Genomic DNA, 26,418 nt, shown 5'->3' with positions numbered 1-26,418 from the left:
AATCAAGGTGACCACCACGCGCGCCCCCGAAGGCCCGCTATCGGGGCGGCGGGGCGCCTTGGTCGGGGGACGTGGCTTGGTTCTTGGTGTGGCGCCCTGTCGACGCGATCGCGGTCGCGCGCAAACTCGCGCAAGGAATGAGTCGTCCGGTGGCAGGGCGCGGNAATCAAGGTGACCACCACGCGCGCCCCCGAAGGCCCGCTATCGGGGCGGCGGGGCGCCTTGGTCGGGGGACGTGGCTTGGTTCTTGGTGCGGCGCCCTGTCGACGCGATCGCGGTCGCGCGCAAACTCGCGAAGGAAGGGATAGGCGTGGGCTGGAACAATCCGCGCGTTCCGTGGCGAGAGCTCGAACGGACGCTGTCCGGCCGGACCGTCGCCGCCGACGGTGGGGACAGCCCGGCATGGAAGCGGAAAAGGGAGGGATATCTCCGTCCTGTCGACCTTCCATCCGCGCGGGGGGATGACCACGGGGCAGGCCGGGTCAGAGTCCCTTACGCCGAGCTGCACTGCCATTCCAACTTCAGTTTCCTCGACGGCGCGAGCCATCCGGAGGAACTGGTCGAGGAGGCCGCCCGGCTGGAACTGGATGCCATCGCGATCACCGACCACGACGGCATGTACGGGGTGGTGCGCTTCGCCGACGCGGCCGCGGAACTCGGCGTGCGCACGGTGTTCGGGACCGAGCTGAGCTTCGGGCTTTCCTCGCCCCAGAACGGGATCGCCGATCCGGAAGGGGAGCATCTCCTGTTGCTCGCCAAGCGGCAGGACGGGTACGTCGGCCTTTGCCGGGCGATCACCGCCGGCCAACTGCACGGGTATGACCGGCAGCCGCCGCGTCAGGAGCGTGCGGAGAAGGGCCGTCCGGTCTACGACCTGGAGACCGTGGCGGCCGAGGTGGCCGGCCAGGCCGTGGTGCTCACCGGATGCCGCAAGGGCGCGGTGCGGCGGGCCCTCCTGCGATCGGGCCCGGAAGCCGCCGCGTGGGAACTCGGGCGATTGCTCGAGCTCTTCGGCCGGGAAAACGTGTTCGTCGAGTTGACCGATCACGGTCATCCCGAGGACAGCACGCACAACGACGCGCTGGCCGCGGTGGCGGGACAGCTGGGGGTGCCGACCGTGGCGACCAACGGCGTGCACTATGCGACGCCGGACCGAGGCCGGCTCGCCGGGGCGATGGCCGCGATCCGGGCGCGGCGCGGTCTCGACGAGATGGCGGGCTGGCTACCCGCGTCCGGTACCGCCTTCCTCCGCTCCGGCGCGGAGATGGCCGAGCGGTTCAGGCGCTATCCCGGGGCCGTGCAGCGGGCCGCGCTGCTCGGCCTGGAGTGCGCGTTCGACCTGAAACTCCTCGCCCCGGAGCTGCCCCCGTTCGAGGTTCCGGCCGGCCACACCGAGAAGACCTATCTCCGGGAACAGGTCGAACGGGGTGCGGCCGAGCGGTACGGTCCGCCCCAGCGGCGGCCGGACGCGTACCGGCAGATCGAGCACGAACTGGAGATCATCGAGCGGCTCGGGTTCTCCGGCTACTTCCTCATCGTCTGGGACATCGCGAGGTTCTGCCGGGACAGCAACATCCTGTGCCAGGGCAGGGGCTCGGCGGCGAACTCCGCGGTCTGTTACGCGCTGGGCATCACCAAGGTCGACTCGGTGCGCTGGAAGCTGTTGTTCGAGCGGTTCCTCGCGCCGGACCGGGACGGCTACCCGGACATCGACCTGGATATCGAGTCCGACCGCCGGGAAGAGGCGATCCAGTACGTCTACCGGAAATACGGCCGCCTGTGCACCGCCCAGGTGGCGAACGTGATCACCTACCGGTCCAGGTCGGCGATCCGCGACTCGGCGCGGGCGCTGGGCTACTCACCCGGTCAGCAGGACGCGTGGAGCAAGCAGATCGACCGGTGGGGTCCGTTGCAGGAGACCAAGACGGATCATGACCACGACATCCCGGCGCCGGTGATCGCGCTGGCCTCCGCGCTGGAGGACTTCCCGCGCCATCTCGGCATCCACTCGGGCGGAATGGTGATCTGCAACCGGCCGGTGAGCGAGGTGTGCCCCATCGAGTGGGCGCGGATGGAGAACCGGAGCGTCCTGCAGTGGGAGAAGGACGACTGCGCCTCGGTGAAGCTGGTCAAGTTCGACCTGCTCGGCCTCGGCATGCTGTCCGCGCTGCACTACATGCTCGACCTGGTGCGGGAACACAAGGGAGTGGAGATCGACCTCGGCAACCTGGACCTCGAGGACCGCCACATCTACGCGATGCTTCAGCGGGCCGACGCGGTCGGGGTCTTCCAGGTGGAGAGCCGAGCCCAGCTGGCCACCCTGCCCCGGCTCAGGCCGGAGAAGTTCTACGACCTCGCGATCGAGGTCGCGTTGATCCGGCCCGGCCCGATCCAGGGCGGCTCGGTGCATCCCTACATCCGGCGGAAGAACAAGCGGGAGAAGTGGAAACACGACCATCCGCTGCTGGCCAGGGCGTTGGACAAGACGCTGGGCGTGCCGCTGTTCCAGGAACAGATGATGCAGATCGCCCTGGACGTCGCGAACTTCACCGCGGCGGAGGCCGATGAGCTCCGGCATGCCATGGGAGCCAAGCGTTCCACCAGGAAGATGGAGCGGCTACGGGAACGGTTCTACCAGGGTGCCGCGGCCAACGGCCTGGACGGAGAGCTGATCGACCGGATCTTCGAAAAACTGCTGGCCTTCGCCAATTTCGGCTTTCCGGAAAGCCATGCGCTCAGCTTCGCCTATCTCGTGTTCGCCAGCGCGTTCTTCAAGTACTACCACCCCGAGGCGTTCTGCGCCGGCCTGTTGCGGGCACAGCCGATGGGTTTCTATTCGCCCCAGTCACTGGTCGCCGACGCCCGCAGACACGGCGTCACGGTGCGAGGTCCGGACATCAACGCGAGCCTGCCGCACGCCACCCTGGAGCCGGTCGGCGACGGTACCGAACGGCTCGCGGTCCGGATCGGCCTGGCCACGGTGCGGACGATCGGTCAGACACTGGCCGAGGAACTGGTCGCCGAACGGGAGCGCGGCGGTGCCTTCCGGAACATGTCCGATGTCACCCGGCGGGTTCGCCTGACCAGACCGCAGGTCGAGGCGCTGGCCACGGCCGGAGCCTTCGGCTGTTTCGCGGAGACCGGCGGGGACCGGCGGAAGGCACTGTGGGCGGCGGGGGCGGTCGCCGAGGAACGGCCGGAGAAGCTGCCGGGCAGCGTGGTCGGGACGAGCGCACCCACCCTGCCGGGCATGGACGAACTCGACCTCGCGGTCGCCGACGTCTGGGCCACCGGCCTGTCCCCGGACAGCTTTCCCACCCAGTTCATCCGTCATCGGCTCGACGAGCTGGGGGTGGTCACCGCGGAGGAGTTGCTGGCGGTCGAGAACGGAACACGGGTGCTCGTAGCCGGCGCGGTCACCCACCGGCAGCGGCCGGCCACCGCGGGCGGGATCACGTTCCTCAACCTGGAGGACGAGACGGGCATGGTCAACGTCATCTGCACCAGTGGCCTGTGGGGCCGCTACCACCGGATCGCCAGGAACAGCCCGGCCCTGCTGGTGCGCGGTGTCGTCGAGCGCGCCGACGGGGTGGTGAGCCTGCTCGCCGACCGGCTCCAGCATCTGCCGATGCGGATCCGCTCGGAAGCACGCGATTTCCGGTGACCGTCGGCGCCCAGGCCGGTCCGTCACGGCCTGTGTGGCGGAGGTCAGGCGCGCCGGTGGCGGGCTCTGATGTGGAAGCGTTCGCCTTGCGGGCCGAGGATGCTCAGGTACTCGACCGGCTGGGTGTCGGCGTTGCCGAACCAGTGCGGGAGGTGGGTGTCGAATTCGGCGACCTCACCGGCGGTGAGGACGAGATCCTGCTCGCCGAGCACCAGCCGCAGTCGTCCATTGAGGACATACAGCCAGTGGTAGCCCTCGTGCGAGCGGGGCTCGGGTTCGAGATTGTCGGGGCCGGCCGGGAGGATCTGCTTGAACGCCTGCAGCCCGCCGGGTTTGCGGGTCAGCGGGATGACGGTCATGCCGTGGCGAGTGACCGGCCGGGGATAGATCCGGGGATCGCCGCTGGCCGGGGCGCCGACGAGTTCGTCGAGCGGCACCTGGTAGGCCTTGGCCAGGGGCAGCAGCAGTTCCAGGCCCGGCTTGCGGTGGCCGGACTCCAGCCGGGACAGGGTGCTGACCGGAATACCGGTGGTCTGCGACAGGGCGGTCAGGGTTGTTCTGCTGCGGCGCCGCAGCTCCCGCAGCCGTGGGCCGACCGCGCCGAGTACGGCAGCGAACTCATCGTCCATGCTGTCTCCTTCGCGGGTTTGCGCGCGACTGTGCCCTGTGGGGGCTCAGCCCCCACACCCCGACTGGGGGCAAGCCCCCAGACCCCCTTGATCGTGTCGCCAGGGCGCGCCATCCGAGGTCGAGTCACGTCCTCGACCAGGGCGCCCTGCCGCCCCGATAGCGGGGCCTGTCGGCGGCGCGCTCTCGGGTTGGCCTGGGAGCCGCGGCTCGACACAGGCTACTCATGACTCCACTGTGCCCGCTGTTTTGCTATTTCCGCAAAGAACTTTGGCAGTTCGTCGCCGGTGGAGGCACGTTGTTGGCGGAGGTGGTCGTGATGACCGAAGAGTTCGTACCCGGGCACGATGGCCGGTACGACGTGGTGATCGTCGGTGGCGGGCCGGCCGGCCTGAGCGGGGCGCTGATGTTGGGGCGGGCTCGTCGCTCGGTGCTGGTGATCGACAGTGGCCAGCCGCGTAACGCGCCGGCGGCGCACATGCATGGTTTCCTCTCCCGTGACGGCGTCCCGCCCGGAGAGTTGCTGGAGGCGGGACGGCAGGAAGCGGCCGGTTACGGCGCCCAGTTCAGCACCGGCTGTGCGCGGTCAGCGACCCGGGATGACCGGCATCCCGGGGGAGGGTTCGCGGTCGAACTCGACACCGGTCGCACCGTGCGCGCGCGACGGCTGCTGGTGACCACCGGGATCACCGACGAACTCCCCGACATCCCCGGACTGGCGCCACGGTGGGGGCGAGATGTGCTGCACTGCCCCTACTGCCACGGTTGGGAGGTCCGTGACCAGCCCGTCGGCGTCCTGGCCACCGGCCCGATGAGCGTGCACCAGGCCCTGCTGTTCCGGCAGTGGACCGACCGGCTCACCCTGCTGCTGCACACCGGTCCCGGCCCCAGCAGCGAGGAGGCCGAGCAGTTGGCCGCGCGTGATATCGCGGTCGTGGCCGGCGAGGTGTCCCAGTTGGAGATCGCCGATGACCACCTCACCGGTGTCCGTCTGCGTTCCGGCGAGCTGATTCCGCTGCGGGCACTCGCCGTGGCGCCACGTGCGGTCCCACACTCGGAGGTGCTGGCCGCGCTCGGGCTGGAACCCGCCCCGCACCCGCGCGGCCTCGGTGAGCACATTGTCGCCGACTCGACCGGCCTCACCGCGGTGCCAGGCGTGTGGGTCGCGGGCAACCTCGCCGACCCGGCCGCGAACGTTCTCCTGGCAGCCGCGTCCGGTGCCACGGCCGCGGGGGCGATCAACGCCGACCTCGTCGCCGAGGACACCCGCCGTGCCGTGGCCGCCCGGAAGGATCCCTTCGCCGCCGACTCGGAGGCTCGCCTTTGCGAACACGTCATGGGCGATCGGCGCCACGGTCTCTGACCACCACAGACCCCATCACCCGAGGCAAGGACAATGGACGAACAGTTCTGGGACGAGATGTATCGCAGCCGCGACCAGGTCTTCAGCGGTAACCCCAACGGAGTGCTGGTGGCCGAGGTCACGGCTCTGGCGCCAGGGCAGGCCCTCGACGTGGGCTGCGGCGAAGGCGCCGACGCGCTGTGGCTGGCCCGGCGCGGCTGGCACGTCACCGCGGTCGACATTTCGCGGACCGCGCTGAAACGCGCGGCCACCACCGACGTGGACATGACCGGCCGGGTGGCCTGGGCCCACGCGGACCTGACGACCGCGTCACCCCCGGCCCGCGCGTTCGACCTGGTGTCCGTCCAGTACTTCCCGCTGCCGCGCCAGCCGGGCCACTCCGCACTGCGCAGGCTGTTGGCCGCCGTCGCGCCCGGCGGCACCCTTCTCATCGGCAGCCACGACCTCGCCGACCATCCGCCAGGGCACGACCACGACTTCGACCCGGGTGACTACTACCAGCCTGACGAGATCGCCCGGCTCCTCGATGACGACTGGACCATCCTGATCAACGAAACCCGCCCGCGAACCGCTCCGGCACCCGAGGGCACCCACCACGTGAACGACGTCGTTCTACGGGCACAACGCCTGCGGTAACGGGTTACCTCGACGCCATTGGTCCAGCCACGAAGGTGGCAGTTCGCGTGACGACCGGACGGTGGGCTCAGAAGAAACATCCCGGCCGGGTATGGCAGGCTTCCACTGTGGAGGACACCGAAATCGGGCAGGACTACCGGGACGCTGTGCTGCCCGATTCCCGGTGGGAGAAAAGAAGATTCGTCCGTTGTGACTTCACCGAGGCGGACCTGCGGGGCCTGGTCACCCGGGGCTGCACGTTCGACGAATGCGACTTCACGCGCACCGACATCGGCGAATCGACACACAACGCGTCGGCCTTCCGCTCCTGCGTCTTCCGCCGCACCGTCCTCGCGGAAGTTTCCTGGACCGGCTGCTCGCTGCTGGGATCGTCCTTTGTGGATTGCCGACTGCGCTCGATCAAGGTGCGGGACACCGACTTCACGCTGGTGAGCCTGGGCGGCGCCGACCTCCGGCGGGTTGATCTCTCCGGCCTGCGGTTCCGCGAGGCGAACCTGGTCGAGGCGAATCTGACCGGCGCGCGGCTGCGGGACGCTGATCTGCACGGAGCCCGGCTGCTCGGCGCCGACCTGTCGGGGGCCGACCTGCGCGGCGCGAAGCTCGACGCGCACGCTCTGGTCCAAGCCAAGCTCGCTGGCGCCCGCGTCGACGTGGACACGGCGATCGCCTTCGCCGCCGCCCACGGCCTGATCATCTCCTGACCCGCGCCGCGCCGGCGGAAGGGACTCGGAACGAGAGGAAGGTGGATTTGCTACGGATCATCCGTAGCAAATCCACCTTCCTTCGATTCACCGCCGTGCCGGCAGGGCTGCCGTTGGAAAGGCGCGCTAGTCGATGGGCGGTTCGCCGGGGTCCAGTTCGACGAGATCGCCCTCGGCGACGAGCTCATCGATCGAGGCCGGCAGCAGGTAGGCCGCGCCGCCACCGGGCTGGTTGAACCAGGGGATCGCCACCCCGGCCAGAACCTCGAGCGGGCGCTGGACGCGGTAGACGTGGTACGGCCGGTTGACCCACTCCGGCACCAGCGAACGCTCCTCGAAGGGCGTTCCCGCCGCATAGGTGAGGTTGCCGTTCGGCGGGCCGAACCGGTCGAGCTCACTGCCCGGCGGCAGCTCTCGCATCTCCTTGCCACGGAACAGGGTGAGCGGCGGCTCACCGGGCAGCGGCTGGATGTTCCACTGCTGTCCCGAGCCTCCGGAGCCGGCCGCGGCGGCCGGACGCTGGGGCTCCCCGCGACGTGGCAGCGCGTCCCGGCGCGGTGCGGGCGGCGGAGGCGGCGGCGTCACCGGGGCCGGTGGCGGTGGCGGTGGCACCGGCTGGGCGAGCATGGTGGGCTCAGCCCCGGCCGGGTCCGGCTCCTCGAACCGTTCCGGCGCCGGCATGGGTGGCGCCGGCGGTTCCGGCGCGGGCGGCTCCTCCCGCGGACGGTCGGAGCGTAGGCCGGTGATCGGTGTCGCGTCGTCGAAATCGGAGATCGAGGCGGCGCGGCCGGCGGCCGGTGTCACGTCGTCGAAGTCGGAGATCGAGGCGGCGCGGGCGGTGGGCGAGTCGGAGTGCGCGCCGGGTGCGGCGGCGCGGGCGCCGGGGTCCAGCAGCAGCTTGCCCAGCATGAACGCCGCCGCGTCCGCGGCGTCGCCGAACATCGCGGAGCTGGCCAGCCCCTGGTCGTACCAGCCGGCGCGCCAGCCGGAGGCGACCTTCTCCACACTCCAGCCACGCTCGGCCGGTTCACCGATCCGGTAGGCGTCGGCCGGCACACCGAGCTCGTCCAGCTTCCTCCGCAGCGTCTCGAACGCCGGTTCGGCGGCCGGGGGAACCGGCGGTTTCGGTGCCGGCGGGGCCATCGGCGACGGGCCGGGCCCGCTCTCGCGGATCATCGGTGCCGGGCCGGGCCGGTTGTCGTGGGCCTGCGGTGCCGGGCCGGGCCTGGTGTCGAGGGCCGGTGGCTCCAGGCTGGGCCTGCTGTCGGGGAGCGGTGGCTCCAGGCTGCGCCTGTTCTCGGGGAGCGGTTGCTCCAGGCCGCGCCTGTTCTCGAGGGCCGGTGGCTCCAGGCTGGGCCTGGTGTCGAGGGCCGGTGGCTCCAGATTGGGCCGGTTGTCGGGCAGCGGTGACTCCAGGCTGCGCCTGTTTTCGAGGGCCGGGGGCGCCAGGTGGGATGAGCCCGGCCCACCGTCGGGCGCCGCGGTGTTCTCCGGCTCGGCCGGCTCGTACTCCGGCGGTTCGACGGGCACCATCGGGGTGAACATGGTGGGCTGCTCGACCGGCGCCGCGGGTTCCTCCGGCTCCTCGTGGGCCGGGCTGTCGAAGACGGATTCTTCGTAGCGTGGCTCGGGTTCCGGCTCCGGCTCGGGCTCCGCCGCCGAGATGGCCGGGGAGATCGTGGTCGTCTCCTCCGTCAGCGGCGCGGGCGGGCGGGGCGGTGCCGGTGGAGGTGCAGACGGTGACGGGGGCGCGGCCGGCGAAGGAGGCGGCGGCGGAGCGGGGCGACCCAGGTGCGCCGCGGCGGCCTGCAGGGTCTGGTCCGGGACCTCCGGGAGCGAGAACCCGGTCGACCGGATGTGCGCCACCAGTTCGCTTTCCGGTGCCACGCGGTGTTCCTGCAGGTAGTAGTTGACCGCCGCGGGCCAGATCCACACGCCGTCGGTGTGGAAGGCGACCGGCACCTTCGGCACCGGTGCCGCGGCCAGCCGGTCCAGGTCGTAACCGCGTTCGGAGAGCACCACGGGCGCGGAGTCGAGGTAGGTGCGCAACCGGTCCAGTTCGTCGCTGTCGAGTTCAGGCCGGTTGAGGATCGGACGCCCGGCGCCGTCCTGCCCGTCGAAGATCCGGGCGATCCGGAACCGGGGGCCGGACTGTTCCGGGGAAAGCCCCGACAGCCGCCGCACCAGCCACTCCGGCACGTTCTCCTCGGACCGCGGGAACATGCGCAACTCGTCGATATATGCCTGGGCGGGCGGCGCCAGGTTCCACTGGGGCTCGTCCCGGTCGTATTCGAGGTTGTAACTCGATGGATGGTCGAGCTGGTAACGGGCGTTGAACCAGGTTCCGCGGCCGTCCCGGTACATACCGCCGCGGAGTCTGGAGAACAGCGTCGCGATGTCGTGGGTGGCCATCCACTCCTTGACGGAGCCGTCCTCGACGAGGACCTCCCCGGTCAGTTCGTGGTACCGGCCGACCGCGCGATACTCGGCGGTCACCCGCCTCCAGTCACGAGGAGCGGCTCGTAGCAGGGCCAGCCCGATTTGCTTGACCAGCGTGTCCTGCTCGGTCGCATTCAGCTGGGTTGTCGGTGTCACCACCGTGCCATTTTGACGGGTGGACGCTCCGGATGCACACCGCCCGCACCCTTAAGCCCGATGACCTGTGCTTATACCTCACGTGAGGTACAAAGCGTCGGCCTGGAGTCACTCGGAGTGTTCTCTGTCAGAATGGGGAACGTGACGGCGACGGTTCTCGACGGCAAGGCGACCAAGGACGCAATCTTCGCGGAGCTCAAGCCACGGGTGGCCGCGCTCGCGCAGCGTGGCGTGGTTCCGGGGCTGGGCACCGTGCTGGTGGGCGACGATCCCGGCTCGCACTCCTATGTGCGGATGAAGCACGCCGACAGCGCCAAGGTCGGGGTGAACTCGATTCGCCGCGACCTGCCCGGCGACGTCTCGCAGGCCAAGCTCGAGTCGGTGATCGACGAGTTGAACGCCGACCCGGCCTGCCACGGCTACATCGTGCAGCTTCCGCTGCCCAGACATCTGGACGCGGGCGCGATTTTGGCGCGGATCGATCCGGCGAAGGACGCCGACGGTCTGGCTCCGGTGAGCCTGGGCAAGCTGGTACTGGGCGAGCCGGGTCCGCTGCCGTGCACTCCCTACGGAATCATCGAACTTCTGCGCCGCTACCAGGTGCCGATCGCCGGGGCCAACGTGACGGTGGTGGGCCGGGGCATCACCGTCGGCCGGCCGATCGGTCTTCTGCTGACCCGCCGCAGTGAGAACGCGACGGTGACCCTGTGCCACACCGGCACCCGTGATCTCGCGGCCGAGGTGCGCCGGGCCGACATCGTGATCGCCGCGGCCGGTGTGCCCGGGATCATCACGCCGGACATGCTCAAGCCGGGCGCCGCTGTGCTCGACGTCGGTGTGTCCCATGTGGATGGAAAGCTGGCCGGCGACGTGGCGCCGGGGGTCGACGAGGTGGCCGGCTGGCTCTCGCCGAACCCCGGCGGGGTCGGCCCGATGACGAGGGCGATGCTGGTGACAAATGTGGTGGAAGCGGCCGAGCGTGCCAATACACCGGCCTGATCGTTCTGCCCTGTTGGAGCAGGCTCCCTTCGCGGTGGTGCTGGTCCTGGTGGCCGTCGCCGCCCTGCGCATCGCGCAGTACCACTGGCGGCAGGGCGCCGTCATCATCGGCGCTGCCCTGCTCGTGGCGGCGGTGTTCCGCGCCGTGCTGCCCAGCGCCCGGGCGGGGCTGCTGGCCGTGCGCGGCCGGCCGGTCGACGTGATCAGCTATGCCGTTCTGGGCCTGGTGATCCTGTTCGTCGCGTTCACCATCACCAACGGCCCGCTGGGCTGAGGTCAGGGAGTGTTCTCCAACCGCCGGATTCCTGGTCAAGGAGTCCTGGGTAGCGGGTCCTCGAACAAGCACAGAGTCACGCGGGGACCAGCGCGGCGGTGCGCTCTTCCCTGCGGTCGAGCATGCCCGACATGATGGCCATCGACAGGCCGAGGACCGACAGGGTGGCACCGACCCAGTTGGGCGCCAGCAGGCCAAGTCCGCCCGCGATCACCAGCCCACCGAGGTAGGCCCCGATCGAGTTGGCGATGTTGAAGGCCGACTGCACGGCGGCCGACACCAGGGTCGGTGTGCCGCCCGCCTTCTGCATGATCCGGTTCTGCATCATCAGGCCGGCCATGAACCCGGCGACGCCCACCGCGAACACGGTGATTGCCGCCCCCGCCTTGCTGTACGCGGTGACCGTGAACAGTGAGAGCCCCGCGGCCAGCCCGACCAGCGCGAGGTAGAGCCCGGGCATCAGCGCCCGGTCGGCGAGCCGGCCGCCGAGCAGGTTGCCGACGGTCATGCCGGCGCCGGCCAGCGCCAGCAGCAGCGTCACGTCGCGTGGTGCGAAACCGGCGACGTCGGTCAGCATCGGCGTTACGTAGGACAGGCACGCGAACGCGCCGCCGAGGCCGAAGGTGACGATTCCCAGCGCCAGCCACACCTGCGGCCGCCGGAACGCGTCCAGTTCGCCGCGCAGCGAGGCTCGCGGCGGCCGGCCCTGGTGCGGAACGAGCCACGCGATGGCGGTGATGGCGACGAGGCCGACCAACGCGACCACACCGAAGGTCGCCCGCCAACCGACCTGCTGCCCGAGCAGCGTGCCCAGCGGCACACCGACCACGTTCGCCAGGGTCAGGCCGAGGAACATCATGGACACCGCCTTGGCCCGGTTGCCCGGTTCGACCAGGCTGGACGCGACCACGGCACCGGCGCCGAAGAACGCGCCGTGCGGGAGGCCGGCGAGGAATCGGAATCCGACGCCGAACTCGTGGTTGGGTGACAGCGCGAAGAGCAGGTTTCCGAGCGAGAACACACCCATCATGGCCAGCAGCACGGTCTTGCGTGGCAGCCGCGCGGCGGATGCGGTGAGCAGTGGTGCGCCGATGACGACGCCGAGCGCGTAGCCCGTGATCAGGTGGCCGGCGGTGGGGATGGACACCCCGAAGTCCGCGGCCGTCTGGGGCAGGACACCGATCATGACGAACTCAGTGGTGCCGATGCCGAAGGCGCCAATGGCCAACGCGAGTAGCGCGATGGGCACAGGTCTCCTTTCCAGGTTTCTGGATCGATACAGATCGTGGACACAACCCCAGGAGAGATTCGGGGCAAGAAGAAAGACAGCCTCCGCGCTGTCTCACGCCGAGTTTCAACGCCGACCGCGTCGGATCATCATCCCGGCTGCGGCGTGACGGTCCTTACGTGCGGCCGAGGGTGGCCGGAATCAGTGCCTGGCCGCGAGCACTCCGTCGAGCAGGCCGGGGAAAAGCTCGTCGAGATCCTTGCGGCGCAACGACTGAAGCCGGATCGTGCCCTGCTGGCGGCTGACCGTCACCCCCGCCTCGCGCAGGGTGCGCAGGTGGTGGGTGAGTGTGGACTTGCTCACGCTCACGTCGAGCGCGCCGCAGGCGACCTCGCCGGACCTCGCGAGCTGGCGCACCACATCCAGCCGCACCGGATCCGCCAGTGCGTGCAGGACCGCCTCGATGCGGATCTCGTCACGTTCCGGGAATACGGCCTCGCCGTTCATGGCTGTCATCGTACGACAGTCCTCGAAGAACGAGCAGGCCTGTAGTACGATCCTCATCGAATTCGATGGCGATCGGACAAAGGACCTCATGTCTTCTTCACGAACTTCCGTGCTCGCGATGGGTGCCTTCGCGGTCGGCACCAGCGGGTACGTGGTGGCGGGCCTGTTGTCGGCACTGACCGCCGAGCTGAGCGTTTCCGCGTCGGCGGCGGCCCAACTGGTCACCGTCTTCTCCCTCGCCTACGCGATCGGTTCCCCGGTGCTCTCCGCGGCGAGTGGCCGGTGGGAACGCCGGCGCCTGCTGGTCGCCGCCCTCGCCGTGACCGCGCTGGGCAACGCACTGGCCGCACTCGCGCCGAATTACGGGCTCCTGCTGGTGGCCCGGGTGGTCACCGCGGCGGGAGCGGCGGTGTTCACCCCGGTCGCCAGCGCGGTCGCCGCCGAACTGGCCCCGCCCGAGCGTCGGGGCCGCGCCGTCGCGGTCGTGTTCGGCGGGCTCACCATCGCCCTGATCCTCGGCGTCCCGGTGGGAAACCTGATCTCACTGCAGGTCGGTTACCGGGGAGTGTTCCTGCTTGTGGCCTTGTTCGCCCTGGCCGCGGCCGTCGCCGTGCGCATGCTGCTGCCGACCGTCTCGGCCCCACCCGCGGTGCCGTTCATGCGGCGGTTCGACGCGGCGAGAAGCCCGCGTGTGCTCGTCTCGCTGTTCGTGACCGTTCTCGCGGTCCTCGGCACATTCGCCGCGTACACGTTCATCTCACCGATACTGGCCGCGACCGCGGGTCTGCACGGCACGATCGTCAGCGTTCTGCTGTTCTGCTACGGCATCGGCGGCGCGATCGGGAACGTGGTCGGCGGGCGCGCGGCCGATCGCTGGGGTTCGCGGAAGCCGCTGATGGTCGTCCTCGCCGGCGCCGGCCTCTCGCTGGCCGTGCTGCCGCTGGTCGCGACCAGCGTGCCGGGCGCGGTGGTCGCGCTGTTCGTGTGGGGCCTGTGCGGCTGGGCGTTCAATCCGCCGATGCAGCATGGCCTGATCGGCCTGACGCCGGCCGCACCGGCCCTGGTGCTGTCTCTCAACGCGTCCGCGATCTACCTCGGCGCCGGGCTGTCCGGGATCGCCGGCGGCCTGGTGCTGACCGCCGGCGGCCCCAATCTGCTACCCGAGTTCGCCGCGGTACTCACCGTGATCGCGCTGCTGGCCGTGTTCGTGGGCTTGCGTCAGCGCGCCGGAGATGTGATTTCGCAGTCGGACCCGGGGAACACCAGCGCCTCGTGCCCGTCGGTGAACTTGACCAGGTAAGGGGGTCCGCCCTCCTCGCCGCGTACTTCGACGATCCGACCTTGATGTTCGCCGGCACCCACCGTACGTCCGTGCACGAGGATCCGGTCTCCAACGGTTGCTCTCATCGTTGACCACCTCCGCATGACCCAGCGTAGGTGGGCCGAACGGCGCCGTCGAGTCCTCTTGCGGCCGGTTGAACGACCTGCCGGCCGAATGATCCGCCGTCGGGTGAATGCGCAACCAGTAAACTGGCGGTCCGGAACAGGAGGTGCCACGCGATCGTGTGTGGAATAGTCGCCGCAATTGGTGAAATCGACGACGAGCAATGCCGGGAGATGTTGGCACGCATCAAACATCGTGGGCCTGACGGCACCGGGGAAATACGCCGCGGTAACGTCTGGCTCGGCCATCAACGACTGTCCATTATGGACGTCGAAGGCGGCCATCAGCCGTTGCCGGACCAATCGGGGAGCGTTCACCTGGTGGCCAACGGCGAAATCTACAACCACCGCGGCATTCGTGCCGAACTCGGATCTGAGCGCTTCGTCACAGATTCTGACAGTGAAGCCGCGCTGCATGCGCTGCTCGTCGACGGTCCGGCGGGGCTGACCCGCCTCCGCGGAATGTTCGCGCTCGCGTTCACGACTGACGACGGCGAGTTCGTGGCCGCTCGGGATGCCGTCGGGGTGAAGCCGCTTTACTGGGTGCGCCGGGACGATGCGGTGCTGTTCGCCAGCGAACTGCGGGCGTTCGACGAGGCGGACCGCCCGGCGGTGGAAAGCTTCCCGCCCGGCCACTGCTGGACCCCGAACGGCGGGTTGGTGCGCTTCGCCGATGCCGTGCCGGCCCAGGTGCGTCCGGCCCGGCGCGCCGAAGAGCCCGGTGTGTGGGACGACGCGCTGGTCAAGGCGGTCCGTGAGGCCGTGGTGGCGGCGGTGGAGTACCGCATGATGAGCGACGTCGGCATCGGCGTGTTCCTCTCCGGAGGGCTGGACTCGGCGATCGTCGCGGCCGTGGCCGCGGAGTACGCCGACCGGCACGACCAGCCGTTGCCCACCTTCGCGGTCGGCGCCGCCGGCAGCTCCGACCTGGCGGCCGCACGCGTGGTCGCCGAACACCTCGGCACCGAGCACCACGAGATCGTGATGACGAGTGCGGACGCCGCGGCGGCGCTGCCCAGGGCCGTCCACGCGACCGAGCACTATGACCCGTCGCTCGTGCGCAGCGCCGTGCCCAACCTGCTACTCGCCGAGTACGCGTCGAAGCGGGTACCGGCCGTGCTCACGGGGGAAGGCGCGGACGAACTGTTCGCGGGGTACGAGTACTACCACGAGGCGCCGTTCACCGACCCCGGCGCGCTGCAGACCGAGCTGGTCCGCACGGTGGGCGAACTGCACCACCTGAACCTGCAGCGCTGCGACCGCACCACCATGGCGTTCGGAATGGAGGCACGGGTGCCGTTCCTCGACCGGGACCTGATCGAACTGGCGCTGTCCATCCCGCCCGAACACAAGATGGTGCGACCCGGCGTGCCGGAGAAGGCACTGCTCCGGGAGGCCTTCGCGGGCTGGTTGCCGGAGGACATCCTGTGGCGCGGCAAGGAGCAGTTCGGTGACGGTTCGGGAGCCAGCGAGGTGCTGTCTTCGCTAGGGGGCGGCGACAGCACCGCTGGTTCGCACCCGGTGGACGGCGTGCGGTTGCGCACCGAGGAGGAAGCCGAGTTCTACGCGCTGTGGCACCAGGAGTTCGAGGGCATCGACCCGGCGCGCACCCTCGGCCGGTTCGCGACGACCTGATCGAGCGACGTCCCGGCCCCGAGTTGCCCGGCGGGGCCGGGACGCGCACGCTGAGGGCATGGCTGAGTGCGATATCTGCGGGAACGACTACTGGATGTCCTTTGAGGTGCGCACTAAGAGCGGTGACACCTACACGTTCGACAGCCTGGAGTGCGCGGCGCAGCGGCTCGCCCCCGTGTGTGAGCACTGCGGGTGCCGGATGCTGGGTCATGGCGTGGAGATCGAGGGCAAGTTCTTCTGCTGCGCCCATTGCGCACGGGAGTCCGGCTCGCGGCTCGGCACCGAGATCCGCGACACCGTGGGCGCACACCCGGGCTGAGCAACCCCGCGGGTTGGCTTGATCTTCCGGTCAACCTTGTTTCGCGGCGGCTTTGGCGGCCTTTTTGAAGGTGCGGACTTCGGCGAGGGTCTGGGCGTCGGTGACGTCGGCGATCGAGCGCCGAGAGCCTTCCTCGCCGTAGGCGCCGGCGGCCTGCCGCCACCCTGTCGGCTGCACGCCGAGTTGCTTGCCGAGCAGGGCGAGGAAGATCCGGGCCTTCTGGTCGCCGTAACCGGGCAGGGCCTTCAACCGGCGCAGAACCTCGGCGCCGTCCGGGTCCCCTTCGGTCCAGATCGCCTCGGTTCGCCCGCCGTAGGTGTCCATGATGTACCCGGCGAGCGCATGCACCCGCCGGGCCATGGACCCGCCGTAGCGGTGGATCGCGGGCTTGGTCACACACAGTTCGACGAACTCGTCCAGATCGGCCTCGGCGATCTTGGCGACGCTGAAGCCGCCCATCCGGTCCGCGATCTTTCGCGGGCCCGCGAAGGCGATTTCCATCGAGATCTGCTGGTCCAGAAGCATCCCCGTGAGCAGGGCGAACGGGTCCTCCGACAGCAGCTTGTCGGATTCGGCGTCACCGGTGAGGCGCAGCTTGTTGGGCATGCACCCCATCCTCGCACGTCAGCGCGACGGGGAACGACTTTGACGACCGGAGCCGGGCACAAGTCCGGACCTTCGTGGACGGCGCAAGCGAGGAGGAGGCGAAAGTTCGAAAAAAATTGCGTGCCCAGCAATATTGCGCAGTCCGCAAGTTTTGCTAGGCTGGCCGGGTGGGATTGCGGGAGCGGAAGAAGGCCGAGACGCGCTCGGCGCTCAGTTGGGCAGCGGTGCGGCTGACCGTCGAGCGTGGGTTCGAGAACGTCAAGGTGGAGGACATCGTCGCGGCCGCCGGTGTTTCGCCGCGCACGTTCAACAACTACTTCGCCAGCAAGGCCGAGGCGATCGTCGCCCGCCATCTCGACCGGTGGCTGCGCTTCGCGGAGGCGCTGCGCGAGCGCCCGGTGGGCGAGCCATTGTGGGAGGCGATCACCGGCTCCGTGCTGCCGCAGTTCGCACCGGACGCCGAGTCCGCTGCCCACCCCATTGCTGACGGAGTTCAGTGGATGGCAGGTGTGCGCAAGATGTTCACCGAACCGGCCCTGCAGGGCGAGATGTTGCGGGCCGGGGCCGTTGCCGAGGCCGAGATCGCCGCGGCCGTCGCCGAGCGGACCGGCACCGACCTGGAACAGGACCTGTACCCGCACCTCGTGGCATCCGCGGTCGTGGCCGCCACGAACACCGCCATGGCACACCACCTCCGCACCGACCGGCCGGTACCGGTCGAACGCTTGCTCGCGGACGCTCTCGCCCGGGTCGCGGCGGGACTGGCCAAACCCTAGGAATCCATTGTGGACGCCAAAGCCCGGCGGCAGGTGGCCGGGCTGATGTCGCCTGCCCGGAAGAGGAATGAGCTTATGATCGACGTAGTCATCGCGGGCGCGGGACCCAACGGCCTGATGCTCGCGTGCGAGCTTGCCCTGGCCGGCGCGCGCCCGCTCGTCCTGGAACGCCTCGCCGAACCTGCCAGCGAACACCGCGCGAACGGCTTGGTCGGCCAGGTCGTGCGCATGCTCGACCGGCGCGGACTGTACGAGCGGCTGACCGCACCCGGAGCCGCCCCCGAACCCGCGCCAGGTTTCGTGTTCGGCGCGTTCCCGCTCGACCTGCACGACCTACCGGACAACCCGCTCTACACACTGGCGGTGCCACAGCACCGGATCGAGCAGATGCTCGCCGATCGTGCGGCCGAACTGGGCGTCGAAATCCGCCGCGGCCACGAGGTCACCGGCCTGACACAAGGCGAGAAGTCAGTGACGATCGAACTGCGCGAGCGGGAGCCGATCGAGGCTGCGTTCCTGGTCGGCGCCGACGGCGGGCACAGCGTGGTCCGCAAGCTCTCCGGGATCGATTTCCCCGGCGTGACCAGGGACGACTCGGTGTCGCTCACGGGACATGCGAGCGTGCCGCGGGACATGGTCGGCGCCGATGGCGGCCTGGTTGTGCCCGGTTTCGGCGTCGTGCCGCCATTTCGGCACTTGCGAACCGAGCGCGGCATGTTCACCTGGGCGCCGTTCCCCGGTCGCGATCCGCTGATCAGCGCGGCCGAGTGGGGGCAGCCGGCCGACGGCGACGCTTCGCTCGAGGAACTTCGGGCCGGCGTCTCCCGGGTGCTCGGTGCGGACGTGCCGCTCGGCCCGCCGACCGGGCCGGGACCACACCTGATGCGGCGCCTGTTCGGTGGCAACACGCGGATCGCGTCGCGTTACCGCGCCGGCCGCGTGTTCCTACTCGGGGACGCCGCGCACGTGCACTCGGCGATCGGTGGTCCGGGACTCAACCTCGGCTTGCAGGATGCGGTGAACCTCGGGTGGAAACTGGCCACGGAATTGCGCGGCGATGCGCCGGAGGGCCTGTTGGACACCTACGAGTCGGAACGACTTCCGGTGGCGCGGAGGGTCACCATGCACACTCAGGCGCAGTCGCTGCTGATCCGGCCGGGAGGTGACGTGACCGCGCTGCGTGAGCTGTTCGGCGAACTGCTCGCCTTGCCGGCGACGCGGCAGCACATCGCGGATCTGCTGTCCGGGGCCGACATCACCTACGACATGGGCGCGGAGACCGGACCGCTTGTCGGCCGATGGGCGCCGGACCTGCCGGGCCTGCGCGAACTGACCCGTACCGGCCGCCCGCTCCTGCTGGATCCCACCGGTACTCTCGACGCAGGCCCCTGGGCGCAGCAAGTCGACACCGTGACCGTGCCGGAACTCGACACCGCACTGCTGCTCCGGCCCGACTGTTACGTCGCCTGGCAAGGCACCACGGCCGAAGGCCTGCACGAAGCGCTGGGTACCTGGGTCAAATCGGTGGGCGCAAGGGCGGTGCCGATGCCTGGGGTGCTGCGAGCCTAGCGGCTCGAGGGCAGTGCGCCGCCGCGGTGAACATCGGATGTATGGCGGCAAAGCGCTCAACTTCGTCGGGGCAGCGGTGGTCATGTGTGTACAAACATCGTATGTATGGCTACGCTCGCCGCGTGTCATTGACGGACGAGGCGTTGTGGCCGAAGCCGGGTCTGGCGTGGGCGGCGCGGTTGTACGCGCGTGACATTGCCGGAGTGCCAACGTGATCGAGAAGGTGCCGCTCGGCAGGACCGGGCTCAAGCTGAGCCGTGTCGGCTTCGGCACGTCGGCCATCGGCGGGTTGTACACCGCGATGACCGACGAGGCCGCGGCGAAGACGCTCGGGGCGGCATGGACCGAGGGCACTCGCTACTTCGACACCGCGCCGCACTACGGGGCCGGCCTTGCCGAGCAGCGGCTCGGCTCCTTCCTCGCCGGGAAGAGCGACTTCGTGGTGTCCACAAAGGTCGGTCGGCTGCTGCGGCCGGGCCCGACGGTCGACGGGGACGAGGGCTTCTACGGCGCGCCGCCCATGGTTCGGGTCCGCGACTACAGCGCTGACGGGGTTTACCGCTCGCTGGCCGAAAGTCTGGATCGGACCGGCCTGGACTCCTTCGACATCCTGCTCATCCACGACCCCGACGACTACTGGGAACAGGCCGTGGGCGAGGCGTATCCGGCGCTTGCCCGGCTGCGGGCCGAGGGGGCGGTGAAGGCGATCGGTGTCGGCATGAACCAGAGCGCGATGCTGGCCCGGTTCGTCGCCGAGACCGACGTCGACTGCGTCCTGATCGCCGGCCGGTACACCCTGCTCGATCGCGACGCCGAACTCCAACTGCTGCCGCTGTGCGTTGAGCGTGGTGTCGGGGTCATCGTCGGTGGCGTGTACAACAGCGGCATCCTGGCCCGCCCCGATTCCAACGCCACGTTCGACTACGCACCCGCGCCGCCCGCGGTACAGCGCCGGGTGACCGAACTGGCCGCGACATGCGCGGCCTACGGCGTGCCGCTCGCGACCGCGGCCCTGCGTTTTCCGTTGCGGCACAAAGCAGTCACGTCGGTTCTGGTCGGCGCCCGCACCCCCGCTGAGATAGCGGAGAATTCCGCAGCCCTGGCCATGGACATACCGGAGGAGCTGTGGGCGCAACTGTGAGGGTCGACGCGCATCACCACCTGTGGGACGTCACCGCCCGCGAGCACACCTGGCTGGACACGCCGTCGATGGCGCCGATCCGGAAGACCTTCACCGTGGCCGATCTCGAAATGGAGGCGCGCGCCGCGGGGATCGAGCGCACGGTGCTCGTGCAGGTGCTGCCGAGCGTGGACGAAACACGGGAATTCCTTTCCGTGGCACAGCAAACGCCGCTGATCGCCGGTGTGGTGGGCTGGGTCGACCTGACCCGGCCCGATGTCGCGGACATCCTCGCGGAGCTGACCGAGCCGGCCGGCCTGGTCGGTATCCGTCATCTGGTGCAGGGCGAGCCGGATCCCGACTGGCTGAACCGGCCGGACGTCCGCCGGGGACTGCGGGCCGTGGCGGACGCCGGTCTCCGGTTCGACCTGCTGACGCTGCCGCATCAACTGCCGGCGGCGATCGACACGGTGCGAGCGTTGCCGGAACTCACTTTCGTGCTGGATCACCTCTCCAAGCCGCCGATCGCGTCAGGGCGCCTGGACCCGTGGGCGCGCCTGTTCCGCGAGCTCGCCGCCGAACCCAATGTGGTTGCGAAGCTTTCCGGGCTGGTCACCGAGGCCGGACCAGGCTGGGAAATCGCCACCCTGCGGTCCTACACCCAGCTGGCCATGGAGGCGTTCGGGCCGGGACGCCTGATGTTCGGCTCCGACTGGCCGGTCTGCCTGCTCGCGGCCGGATACTCGGCATGGGCCGAGGCAGCCTCCGAACTCACCGGTGAGCTCTCTCCCGCGGAACGCGCCGAGGTCTTCGGTGGCACCGCTACCCGGGTCTACCAGCTCGACCCCCACTCGTAATTGGAGAGTGCGCCGTGGAAGAACGCGCTGCCCACTCACGAGTCACAGTCAGGCCAGCGCGGCGAGCGCCTCGGCGAGCGGTTCCAGCATGCCGGGTTCCGCCCGGTGTGGCAGGTTCATGATGGCCAGGTCGGCGCCTGCCTCCCGGTAGCTCGCGACCTCTTCGACCGCGGGCCCGATGCCCTTCTCCGGGTCGATGCGGACGTTGACCGAGCAGACGATCTCCTCCGGCTTGCGGCCCACCTCCGCACAGCGGACCAGCAACGTCTCCTTGAGTTCCCGCCACTGGTCGGCATTCTGCGTGATGGCGTTCCACTGCTGTGCCCACCGCGCGACGGCTCGCAGGGTGCGCTTCGGGCCGCGCCCGCCGATGACGATCGGCGGATGCGGGCGCTGGACCGGCTTGGGTTCGCAGCGGGCCTCGGTAAGCCGGAAATGCTTGCCCTCGAAGGTCGTGGTGGGCTGGCTGAGCAACCCGATGATCACCTGCACGCCCTCGTCGAACTGGTCGAAGCGTTCGCGCAGCGGAGGTAGCTCGATGCCGTACGCGTCGCATTCCTGTTGGTTCCAGCCGGCACCGACGCCGATGTCGAGCCGTCCCTGGGAGATGATGTCGATGGTCGCCGCCATGTTCGCCAGTACGGCGGGATGCCGGTAGATCATCCCGGCCACCTGGCAGCCGATCCGGATGCGTCTGGTGGCCTGTGCCATCGCGGCGAGCATCGTCCAGCCCTCGAAGTTCGGGCCGGTCTCCTCGCCGGTCAACGGGTAGAAGTGGTCCCAGTTCCACGCCGAGTCGAAGAGCGCTATGTCGTCGGCCGCCACCCAGACGTCCCGCATCTGCTCCCACGTGGTGTGTTCCGGCCTGGTCTTGATCCCGAAGCGCACGCGTACCTCCTCGTTGGTCGGACTGCTGATCGGGCAGTGTTTCTAAGTGCGCGCGATCGGATTTGGGTAGCCAGACCGTGACTCCCGCGTGGCCCTTGCTTTCTTCGGGTTGGCGGCCTGCCTCCCCAAATCCGAGGCCTCCGGCGCGCGCCCGTGGTCACCTCGGGCGGAAACACGGACTTTGAGACACGCTCCGGCCCTTCGCCGGTTCGCGGTGGTGGAGCTGCGTTCTGGACGGTAGCCGAAAAAGTGGCTACATTCAACTTTGGAAAGTGGCTACAATGACTCACATGGCGACACTGGCAGCACTGACGACAAGAGAGGGGGTCCGATGGATGAGCCCAACCTCCGGCCCGACATCGCCTGGCCGGCCGTAGCGATCGAGGTCGGCATCCGCTCGCTGCGTAACCACCTAAGCCGGTATCTGGACGAGGTGAAGGAGGGGAAGGCGGTCACGGTCACCGAGCACGGCCGGCCGATCGCGCGCATCGTGCCGATCGAGCAGGCCCGCTCCACCCTGGAAGAGCTGATCGCCCAGGGTGTCGTCACCCCCGCCCGGAAGGCCGGCGAGGCACTGCCCGAGCCGATCCACGGCGCGGGGCCGGTCAGCGATCTCGTCGCCGGCCAGTGCCGGTGAGCCCGATGCGAACCCATGGAGGGGGTCCATGATCGCCTATTTCGACACCTCGGCCCTGTTGCCGCTGCTGCTCCAGCAGCCGGGCACGCCCGGCGTTCGGCGCCTGTGGGGCGCGGCTTCTGCCCGGGTCTCCAGCCGGTTGCTCTATGTCGAGGCGTCCGCCGTGCTGACCCAGGCGCGGCATGCGGGCCGGTTGACCGACGAGCAGTGGCGCGATGCGGTCGAGCTGCTCGACGGTGTCTGGGACCACCTGGATGTGGTCAACGTGGGGGAGGCGCTGGTACACGAGGCCGCCCAACTGGCCCGCCACCGTGGCCTGCGCGGATACGCCGCGGTGCACTGTGCGTCGGCCAGGCGGTTCGTCGGTGACGACGTCGTGGTGGTCAGCGGCGACCAGCAGTTGCTCGCGACCTGCCGGCAGCTCGGGATGGCCACGGCGAACGCGGGTTGACCGGCTCCGGGGCGAGCGGTACGGCACCTGGGGCGGAAAAGCGGGCCGGTGGGAAACTGTGAGACTGGCGTTCGTCACCACTTGGGGCATCGGCGCCCTTCTAGCAGTACGCTTGTACCGTTAGCCGTGCCGAGAAATCAACCGCGAGGATCCGCGAGAGGAGCACCGCTGCTCATGGCCAAGATCAAGGTCGAGGGCACCGTCGTCGAACTCGACGGCGACGAGATGACCCGGATTATCTGGAAGTTCATCAAGGACAAGCTCATTCACCCGTACCTGGACGTGAACCTGGAGTACTACGACCTGGGCATCGAGGAGCGGGACCGCACCGACGACCAGATCACGGTCGACGCCGCCAACGCCATCAAGAAGCACGGCGTCGGCGTGAAATGCGCCACCATCACCCCGGACGAGGCGCGGGTCGAGGAGTTCGGCCTGAAGAAGATGTGGCGGAGCCCGAACGGCACCATCCGCAACATTCTCGGCGGCGTGATCTTCCGCGAGCCGATCGTCATCTCCAACATTCCGCGGCTGGTACCCGGCTGGACGAAGCCGATCATCGTCGGCCGGCATGCGCACGGCGACCAGTACCGCGCCACCGACTTCAAGGTGCCCGGTCCCGGCACCCTGACCGTCACCTACACGCCCGATGACGGTTCCGAACCGATGGAGTTCGAGGTCGCGCGCTACCCGGAGGGCGGCGGCGTCGCGATGTCGATGTACAACTACCGCAAGTCGATCGAGGACTTCGCCCGCGCCTCGCTCGGATACGGCCTCGACCGCGGCTTCCCGGTCTACCTCTCCACGAAGAACACGATCCTCAAGGCCTACGACGGCATGTTCAAGGACGTGTTCCAGGAGATCTACGAAAAGGAATTCAAGGCCGACTTCGACGCCAAGGGCCTGACCTACGAGCACCGGCTGATCGACGACATGGTCGCCGCCGCGCTCAAGTGGGAGGGCGGATACGTCTGGGCCACCAAGAACTACGACGGCGACGTGCAGTCCGACACGGTCGCGCAGGGCTACGGCTCGCTCGGGCTGATGACGTCGGTGCTGCGCACCCCGGACGGCAAGACCGTCGAGGCCGAGGCCGCGCACGGCACCGTGACCCGGCACTACCGCCAGCACCAGCAGGGCAAGCCGACCTCGACCAACCCGATCGCGTCGATCTTCGCGTGGACCCGGGGCCTCGAGCACCGCGGCAAGCTCGACGGGAACTCGGAGCTGATCGGGTTCGCGAACAAGCTGGAGCGAGTCGTCATCGAGACCGTCGAGAGCGGAAAGATGACCAAGGACCTGGCGCTCCTGGTCGGCAAGAACCAGCCTTACCAGACGACCGAGGAGTTCCTCGCGACGCTGGACCAGAACCTGGCGAAGAAGATCGCCAACAGCTGAGACCCGCCCCGGCGCGGTCGCCTTGGCGGTCAGGTACCGCCAAGGCGACCGCGCCGGGTGGGTTCCGGTCACATGTTCCAGACCCCGGCGTGCGTGCACCCAGCGTAGTTAAGCCGGGGCCCAGCCGAGTGGTTTTGCCCGTCCGGACCTGTCCGTGAGCCGGCCGCTCTGGCTACCCTTGCCTGGGTACTTTTCCGGTTGGGCGAGGAGCATCCGTGAACAAGCGGGTTGTCATCATCATCGCCGTGCTGGCGGGCATCGGGCTCATTTATGTGATGGGCACGGACCGGCGAGCTGCCTCCCAGAGTGGCGGCACCGCGACCGGGTGCCGGGTCACCGTGACCGCTGACGTGTTGAACGTCCGAGCCGCTCCGGACCCGAACTCCCAGATCGTCGGCAAGTTCAACCACAACGCGGAGACCGCGGCCGAGACCCAGGTGCAGAACGGGTTCCGCAAGCTCGCGGACAACAAGTGGGCCTCGGCCGAGTTCCTCCAGCCGGTCCAGGGGACCAACTGCGGCTGACGCCGTCGGCGGGACCGCACCGCGCCGGAAACGAATCCGCCGGTCGCGACGGGGTAACCTGCGGATCGTGCTTACCGTTTCGACCGTGAACGTCAACGGCATGCGTGCCGCGGCCAAAAAGGGTTTTGTCGAATGGCTCGCGGCCAGCGGTTCGGACGTGATCGCCTGCCAGGAGGTCCGGGCCGATGCCAGCCAGCTCCCCGCGAACGTAGCGGCGCCGGAAGGCTGGCATGCCCACCACGCCCCGTGCGTGGCCAAGGGGCGCAACGGCGTTTCGGTGTACAGCCGCGTCGAACCGGAGGAGGTTCGTATCGGCTTCGGCGAAGCCGAGTTCGCCGACAGCGGGCGCTACCTCGAGGCGCACCTGCCGGGACTGGTGGTGGCCAGCCTGTACCTGCCGAGCGGTGATGTCGGAACGCCCCGGCAAGATGAAAAGGAACGGTTCATGGACGCGTTCCTGCCTTACCTCATCGAGCTCCGGGGCAAGGCCGAAGCCGCCGGCAACGAGGTCATCGTCGCCGGTGACTGGAACATCGCGCATGCCGAGATCGACCTGAAGAACTGGCGCAGCAACCGGAAGAACTCCGGCTTCCTGCCCGAGGAACGCGCCTGGCTGGGCCGGGTGTTCGACGATGCCGGTTACGTCGACGTGCAGCGCAAGCTCGACCCCGAAGGGCCGGGCCCCTACACGTGGTGGTCCTACCGCGGCAAGGCGTTCGACAACGACTCGGGTTGGCGCATCGACCTGATGTGTGCGACCCCGGGGTTGGCCGAGAAGTGCACGTCGGTAGTGGTGGAGAGGGCGGCGAGCTATGACCAGCGCTGGTCCGACCACGCTCCGGTGACCGCCACCTTCGACTGGGGCTTTCCGCGCTGAAGCGTCAGGCGAAAACCCGGGACAGCCAGTCCTGCCAGCCGGCGCACGCCTTGTCCGGGTCCACGTCCGGCCCGTACAGGTGGTGGCCCACGGCGATCGGCATGTCCAGTTGGGCCCGGCCATGGAACCGGTACATCGCGTCCGCCGTGCGGAGGCCGAGGAACGACGGCCCGGTGTAGTCCACCACGCCTTCGATCGGTGCGAGGCCGTCCGGGGTGAGCCGGACGACCTCGTCGATCTCCGGGGTGCCGGGCAGGCCGAGCGCAAGCAACATCTTCGGCCAGGCTTCCTCGGCGGCCGAGACCGCCGGCCCTTCCGCCGCAACGAAGGTGGCCGCGCGGCCCGGGAAGTGGCGGAAGTACTCGCTGAGCGTATGCAGGTACATGTCCCAGCCGATGCTCGTCATGTCGGCGTACTCATCGTGCCAGTCATCACCGAGAATTCCACTGTGGACAAAGCGGAGTGCCGTGGTTCCACCGTCGCGGGCCTCGATGAGGTATTCGAACGACTGGGTGGACCCGTCGTCCGCCGCGGGCAGGCGCACGGCCAGGCGACGCGGCGGATCCCAGGTGGTCACACTGGGGTCGTCGGGGTGGAGGTCCCCGGTGGGAAACAGCCAGACCGAGTTACCCTCGGCGGTCGCGATCGCGTGCCACACCTGCTCCAGGCTGGATTCGAGCACCACTTCCTTGCGCAGTTCGAATTCTCGCACCATGGTAGTTAC

The 26,418-nt window shown here is 69.2% G+C and carries 26 protein-coding genes; 18 read left to right on the top strand and 8 right to left on the bottom strand.

Annotated elements, in window-relative coordinates:
• The first annotated feature begins 310 nt into the window (after positions 1-310).
• Positions 311-3,664: an error-prone DNA polymerase gene (locus tag A3CU_RS0132690; protein WP_027945805.1), complete on the top strand. Its 3,354-nt coding sequence runs from the start codon at positions 311-313 to the stop codon at positions 3,662-3,664.
• Between the two features lie 44 nt (positions 3,665-3,708).
• Here A3CU_RS0132690 and A3CU_RS0132685 read toward each other — a convergent pair whose 3' ends face one another.
• Complete coding sequence (locus tag A3CU_RS0132685) at positions 3,709-4,293, bottom strand: helix-turn-helix domain-containing protein (RefSeq protein ID WP_027945804.1); 585 nt, start codon at positions 4,291-4,293, stop codon at positions 3,709-3,711.
• A gap of 317 nt (positions 4,294-4,610) precedes the next feature.
• On the opposite strand from A3CU_RS0132685, the gene A3CU_RS0132680 reads away from it, so the two are divergent.
• From A3CU_RS0132680 to A3CU_RS0132670, 3 genes are all read left to right on the top strand, one after another.
• Positions 4,611-5,654 (top strand): NAD(P)/FAD-dependent oxidoreductase, encoded by a 1,044-nt coding sequence (locus A3CU_RS0132680; RefSeq protein ID WP_043843387.1) that lies wholly within the window; start codon positions 4,611-4,613, stop codon positions 5,652-5,654.
• 33 nt (positions 5,655-5,687) lie between these two features.
• Positions 5,688-6,290 carry a class I SAM-dependent methyltransferase gene (locus tag A3CU_RS0132675; protein WP_027945802.1) on the top strand — a complete coding sequence of 201 codons (603 nt, stop codon included), beginning with the start codon at positions 5,688-5,690 and terminating at the stop codon, positions 6,288-6,290.
• A gap of 107 nt (positions 6,291-6,397) precedes the next feature.
• A complete protein-coding gene (locus tag A3CU_RS0132670) occupies positions 6,398-6,991 on the top strand; it encodes a pentapeptide repeat-containing protein (RefSeq protein ID WP_027945801.1) in 594 nt (197 codons plus the stop codon).
• Between the two features lie 126 nt (positions 6,992-7,117).
• Here A3CU_RS0132670 and A3CU_RS47860 read toward each other — a convergent pair whose 3' ends face one another.
• The gene (locus A3CU_RS47860) at positions 7,118-9,586 is read right to left on the bottom strand and encodes a TNT domain-containing protein (RefSeq protein WP_063628941.1); all 2,469 of its coding nucleotides are present in this window, start codon (positions 9,584-9,586) and stop codon (positions 7,118-7,120) included.
• 141 nt (positions 9,587-9,727) lie between these two features.
• Here A3CU_RS47860 and A3CU_RS0132660 point away from each other — a divergent pair, with 141 nt between their 5' ends.
• Both A3CU_RS0132660 and A3CU_RS0132655 read left to right on the top strand, forming a co-directional pair.
• Positions 9,728-10,585 (top strand): bifunctional methylenetetrahydrofolate dehydrogenase/methenyltetrahydrofolate cyclohydrolase, encoded by an 858-nt coding sequence (locus A3CU_RS0132660; RefSeq protein WP_027945800.1) that lies wholly within the window; start codon positions 9,728-9,730, stop codon positions 10,583-10,585.
• Positions 10,545-10,859: a DUF3017 domain-containing protein gene (locus tag A3CU_RS0132655; protein ID WP_043843369.1), complete on the top strand. Its 315-nt coding sequence runs from the start codon at positions 10,545-10,547 to the stop codon at positions 10,857-10,859. Before A3CU_RS0132660 ends, A3CU_RS0132655 begins: the two co-directional genes overlap by 41 nt.
• 76 nt (positions 10,860-10,935) lie before the next feature.
• Here A3CU_RS0132655 and A3CU_RS0132650 read toward each other — a convergent pair whose 3' ends face one another.
• On the bottom strand, positions 10,936-12,108 hold the full coding sequence (locus A3CU_RS0132650) for an MFS transporter (RefSeq protein ID WP_027945798.1): 1,173 nt from the start codon (positions 12,106-12,108) through the stop codon (positions 10,936-10,938).
• Between the two features lie 180 nt (positions 12,109-12,288).
• Positions 12,289-12,603, bottom strand: coding sequence for an ArsR/SmtB family transcription factor (locus A3CU_RS0132645; protein ID WP_027945797.1), 315 nt, complete (start codon positions 12,601-12,603; stop codon positions 12,289-12,291).
• Positions 12,604-12,682: 79 nt separating this feature from the next.
• Between A3CU_RS0132645 and A3CU_RS47855 the strand changes: the two genes are divergently transcribed.
• Positions 12,683-13,894, top strand: a complete 1,212-nt coding sequence (locus tag A3CU_RS47855; RefSeq protein ID WP_052372570.1) for an MFS transporter — start codon at positions 12,683-12,685, stop codon at positions 13,892-13,894.
• Here A3CU_RS47855 and A3CU_RS51715 read toward each other — a convergent pair.
• Positions 13,813-14,001 carry a DUF1918 domain-containing protein gene (locus A3CU_RS51715; RefSeq protein WP_084144078.1) on the bottom strand — a complete coding sequence of 63 codons (189 nt, stop codon included), beginning with the start codon at positions 13,999-14,001 and terminating at the stop codon, positions 13,813-13,815. The two genes, A3CU_RS47855 and A3CU_RS51715, sit on opposite strands and share 82 nt — an antisense overlap.
• 156 nt (positions 14,002-14,157) lie before the next feature.
• Here A3CU_RS51715 and asnB point away from each other — a divergent pair, with 156 nt between their 5' ends.
• On the top strand, positions 14,158-15,672 hold the full coding sequence (gene asnB / locus A3CU_RS0132635; RefSeq protein WP_027945796.1) for an asparagine synthase (glutamine-hydrolyzing): 1,515 nt from the start codon (positions 14,158-14,160) through the stop codon (positions 15,670-15,672).
• A gap of 58 nt (positions 15,673-15,730) precedes the next feature.
• A complete protein-coding gene (locus tag A3CU_RS0132630; protein WP_027945795.1) occupies positions 15,731-15,991 on the top strand; it encodes a hypothetical protein in 261 nt (86 codons plus the stop codon).
• 30 nt (positions 15,992-16,021) lie between these two features.
• On the opposite strand, the gene A3CU_RS0132625 is transcribed toward A3CU_RS0132630, so the two are convergent.
• On the bottom strand, positions 16,022-16,597 hold the full coding sequence (locus A3CU_RS0132625) for an HhH-GPD-type base excision DNA repair protein (RefSeq protein WP_027945794.1): 576 nt from the start codon (positions 16,595-16,597) through the stop codon (positions 16,022-16,024).
• Between the two features lie 167 nt (positions 16,598-16,764).
• Between A3CU_RS0132625 and A3CU_RS0132620 the strand changes: the two genes are divergently transcribed.
• The 4 genes from A3CU_RS0132620 (at position 16,765) to A3CU_RS0132605 (ending at position 20,919) form a co-directional block, all read left to right on the top strand.
• Entirely contained in the window at positions 16,765-17,373 is a 609-nt protein-coding gene (locus tag A3CU_RS0132620; RefSeq protein ID WP_027945793.1) for an acyl-CoA-like ligand-binding transcription factor, read from the top strand.
• A gap of 75 nt (positions 17,374-17,448) precedes the next feature.
• The gene (locus tag A3CU_RS47850) at positions 17,449-18,942 is read left to right on the top strand and encodes an FAD-dependent monooxygenase (protein WP_052372563.1); all 1,494 of its coding nucleotides are present in this window, start codon (positions 17,449-17,451) and stop codon (positions 18,940-18,942) included.
• Between the two features lie 211 nt (positions 18,943-19,153).
• Positions 19,154-20,083 carry an aldo/keto reductase gene (locus tag A3CU_RS0132610; RefSeq protein WP_027945792.1) on the top strand — a complete coding sequence of 310 codons (930 nt, stop codon included), beginning with the start codon at positions 19,154-19,156 and terminating at the stop codon, positions 20,081-20,083.
• Entirely contained in the window at positions 20,068-20,919 is an 852-nt protein-coding gene (locus A3CU_RS0132605) for an amidohydrolase family protein (RefSeq protein ID WP_245617452.1), read from the top strand. Before A3CU_RS0132610 ends, A3CU_RS0132605 begins: the two co-directional genes overlap by 16 nt.
• A gap of 48 nt (positions 20,920-20,967) precedes the next feature.
• Here the strand turns inward: A3CU_RS0132605 and A3CU_RS0132600 are convergent, their stop codons facing one another.
• The gene (locus tag A3CU_RS0132600) at positions 20,968-21,807 is read right to left on the bottom strand and encodes a TIGR03560 family F420-dependent LLM class oxidoreductase (RefSeq protein WP_027945790.1); all 840 of its coding nucleotides are present in this window, start codon (positions 21,805-21,807) and stop codon (positions 20,968-20,970) included.
• 331 nt (positions 21,808-22,138) lie between these two features.
• Between A3CU_RS0132600 and A3CU_RS0132595 the strand changes: the two genes are divergently transcribed.
• From A3CU_RS0132595 to A3CU_RS0132575, 5 genes are all read left to right on the top strand, one after another.
• The gene (locus tag A3CU_RS0132595) at positions 22,139-22,444 is read left to right on the top strand and encodes a type II toxin-antitoxin system Phd/YefM family antitoxin (protein WP_052372561.1); all 306 of its coding nucleotides are present in this window, start codon (positions 22,139-22,141) and stop codon (positions 22,442-22,444) included.
• 28 nt (positions 22,445-22,472) lie between these two features.
• Positions 22,473-22,895, top strand: coding sequence for a type II toxin-antitoxin system VapC family toxin (locus A3CU_RS0132590; protein WP_027945788.1), 423 nt, complete (start codon positions 22,473-22,475; stop codon positions 22,893-22,895).
• A 174-nt stretch (positions 22,896-23,069) separates the two neighbouring features.
• A complete protein-coding gene (locus tag A3CU_RS0132585) occupies positions 23,070-24,293 on the top strand; it encodes an NADP-dependent isocitrate dehydrogenase (RefSeq protein ID WP_027945787.1) in 1,224 nt (407 codons plus the stop codon).
• Positions 24,294-24,508: 215 nt separating this feature from the next.
• Complete coding sequence (locus A3CU_RS0132580) at positions 24,509-24,817, top strand: SH3 domain-containing protein (RefSeq protein ID WP_027945786.1); 309 nt, start codon at positions 24,509-24,511, stop codon at positions 24,815-24,817.
• Positions 24,818-24,875: 58 nt separating this feature from the next.
• The gene (locus A3CU_RS0132575; RefSeq protein WP_084144077.1) at positions 24,876-25,694 is read left to right on the top strand and encodes an exodeoxyribonuclease III; all 819 of its coding nucleotides are present in this window, start codon (positions 24,876-24,878) and stop codon (positions 25,692-25,694) included.
• Positions 25,695-25,698: 4 nt separating this feature from the next.
• Here A3CU_RS0132575 and A3CU_RS0132570 read toward each other — a convergent pair whose 3' ends face one another.
• Positions 25,699-26,409, bottom strand: a complete 711-nt coding sequence (locus A3CU_RS0132570; RefSeq protein WP_027945784.1) for an SRPBCC family protein — start codon at positions 26,407-26,409, stop codon at positions 25,699-25,701.
• Positions 26,410-26,418 lie beyond the last annotated feature (9 nt).

The organism is Amycolatopsis taiwanensis DSM 45107, from assembly GCF_000519205.1.
GTDB classification, from domain to species: domain Bacteria; phylum Actinomycetota; class Actinomycetes; order Mycobacteriales; family Pseudonocardiaceae; genus Amycolatopsis_E; species Amycolatopsis_E taiwanensis.
The sequence above is the reverse complement of the archived record's forward strand: the minus strand, read 5'-3'. Positions and strand labels throughout refer to the sequence as shown.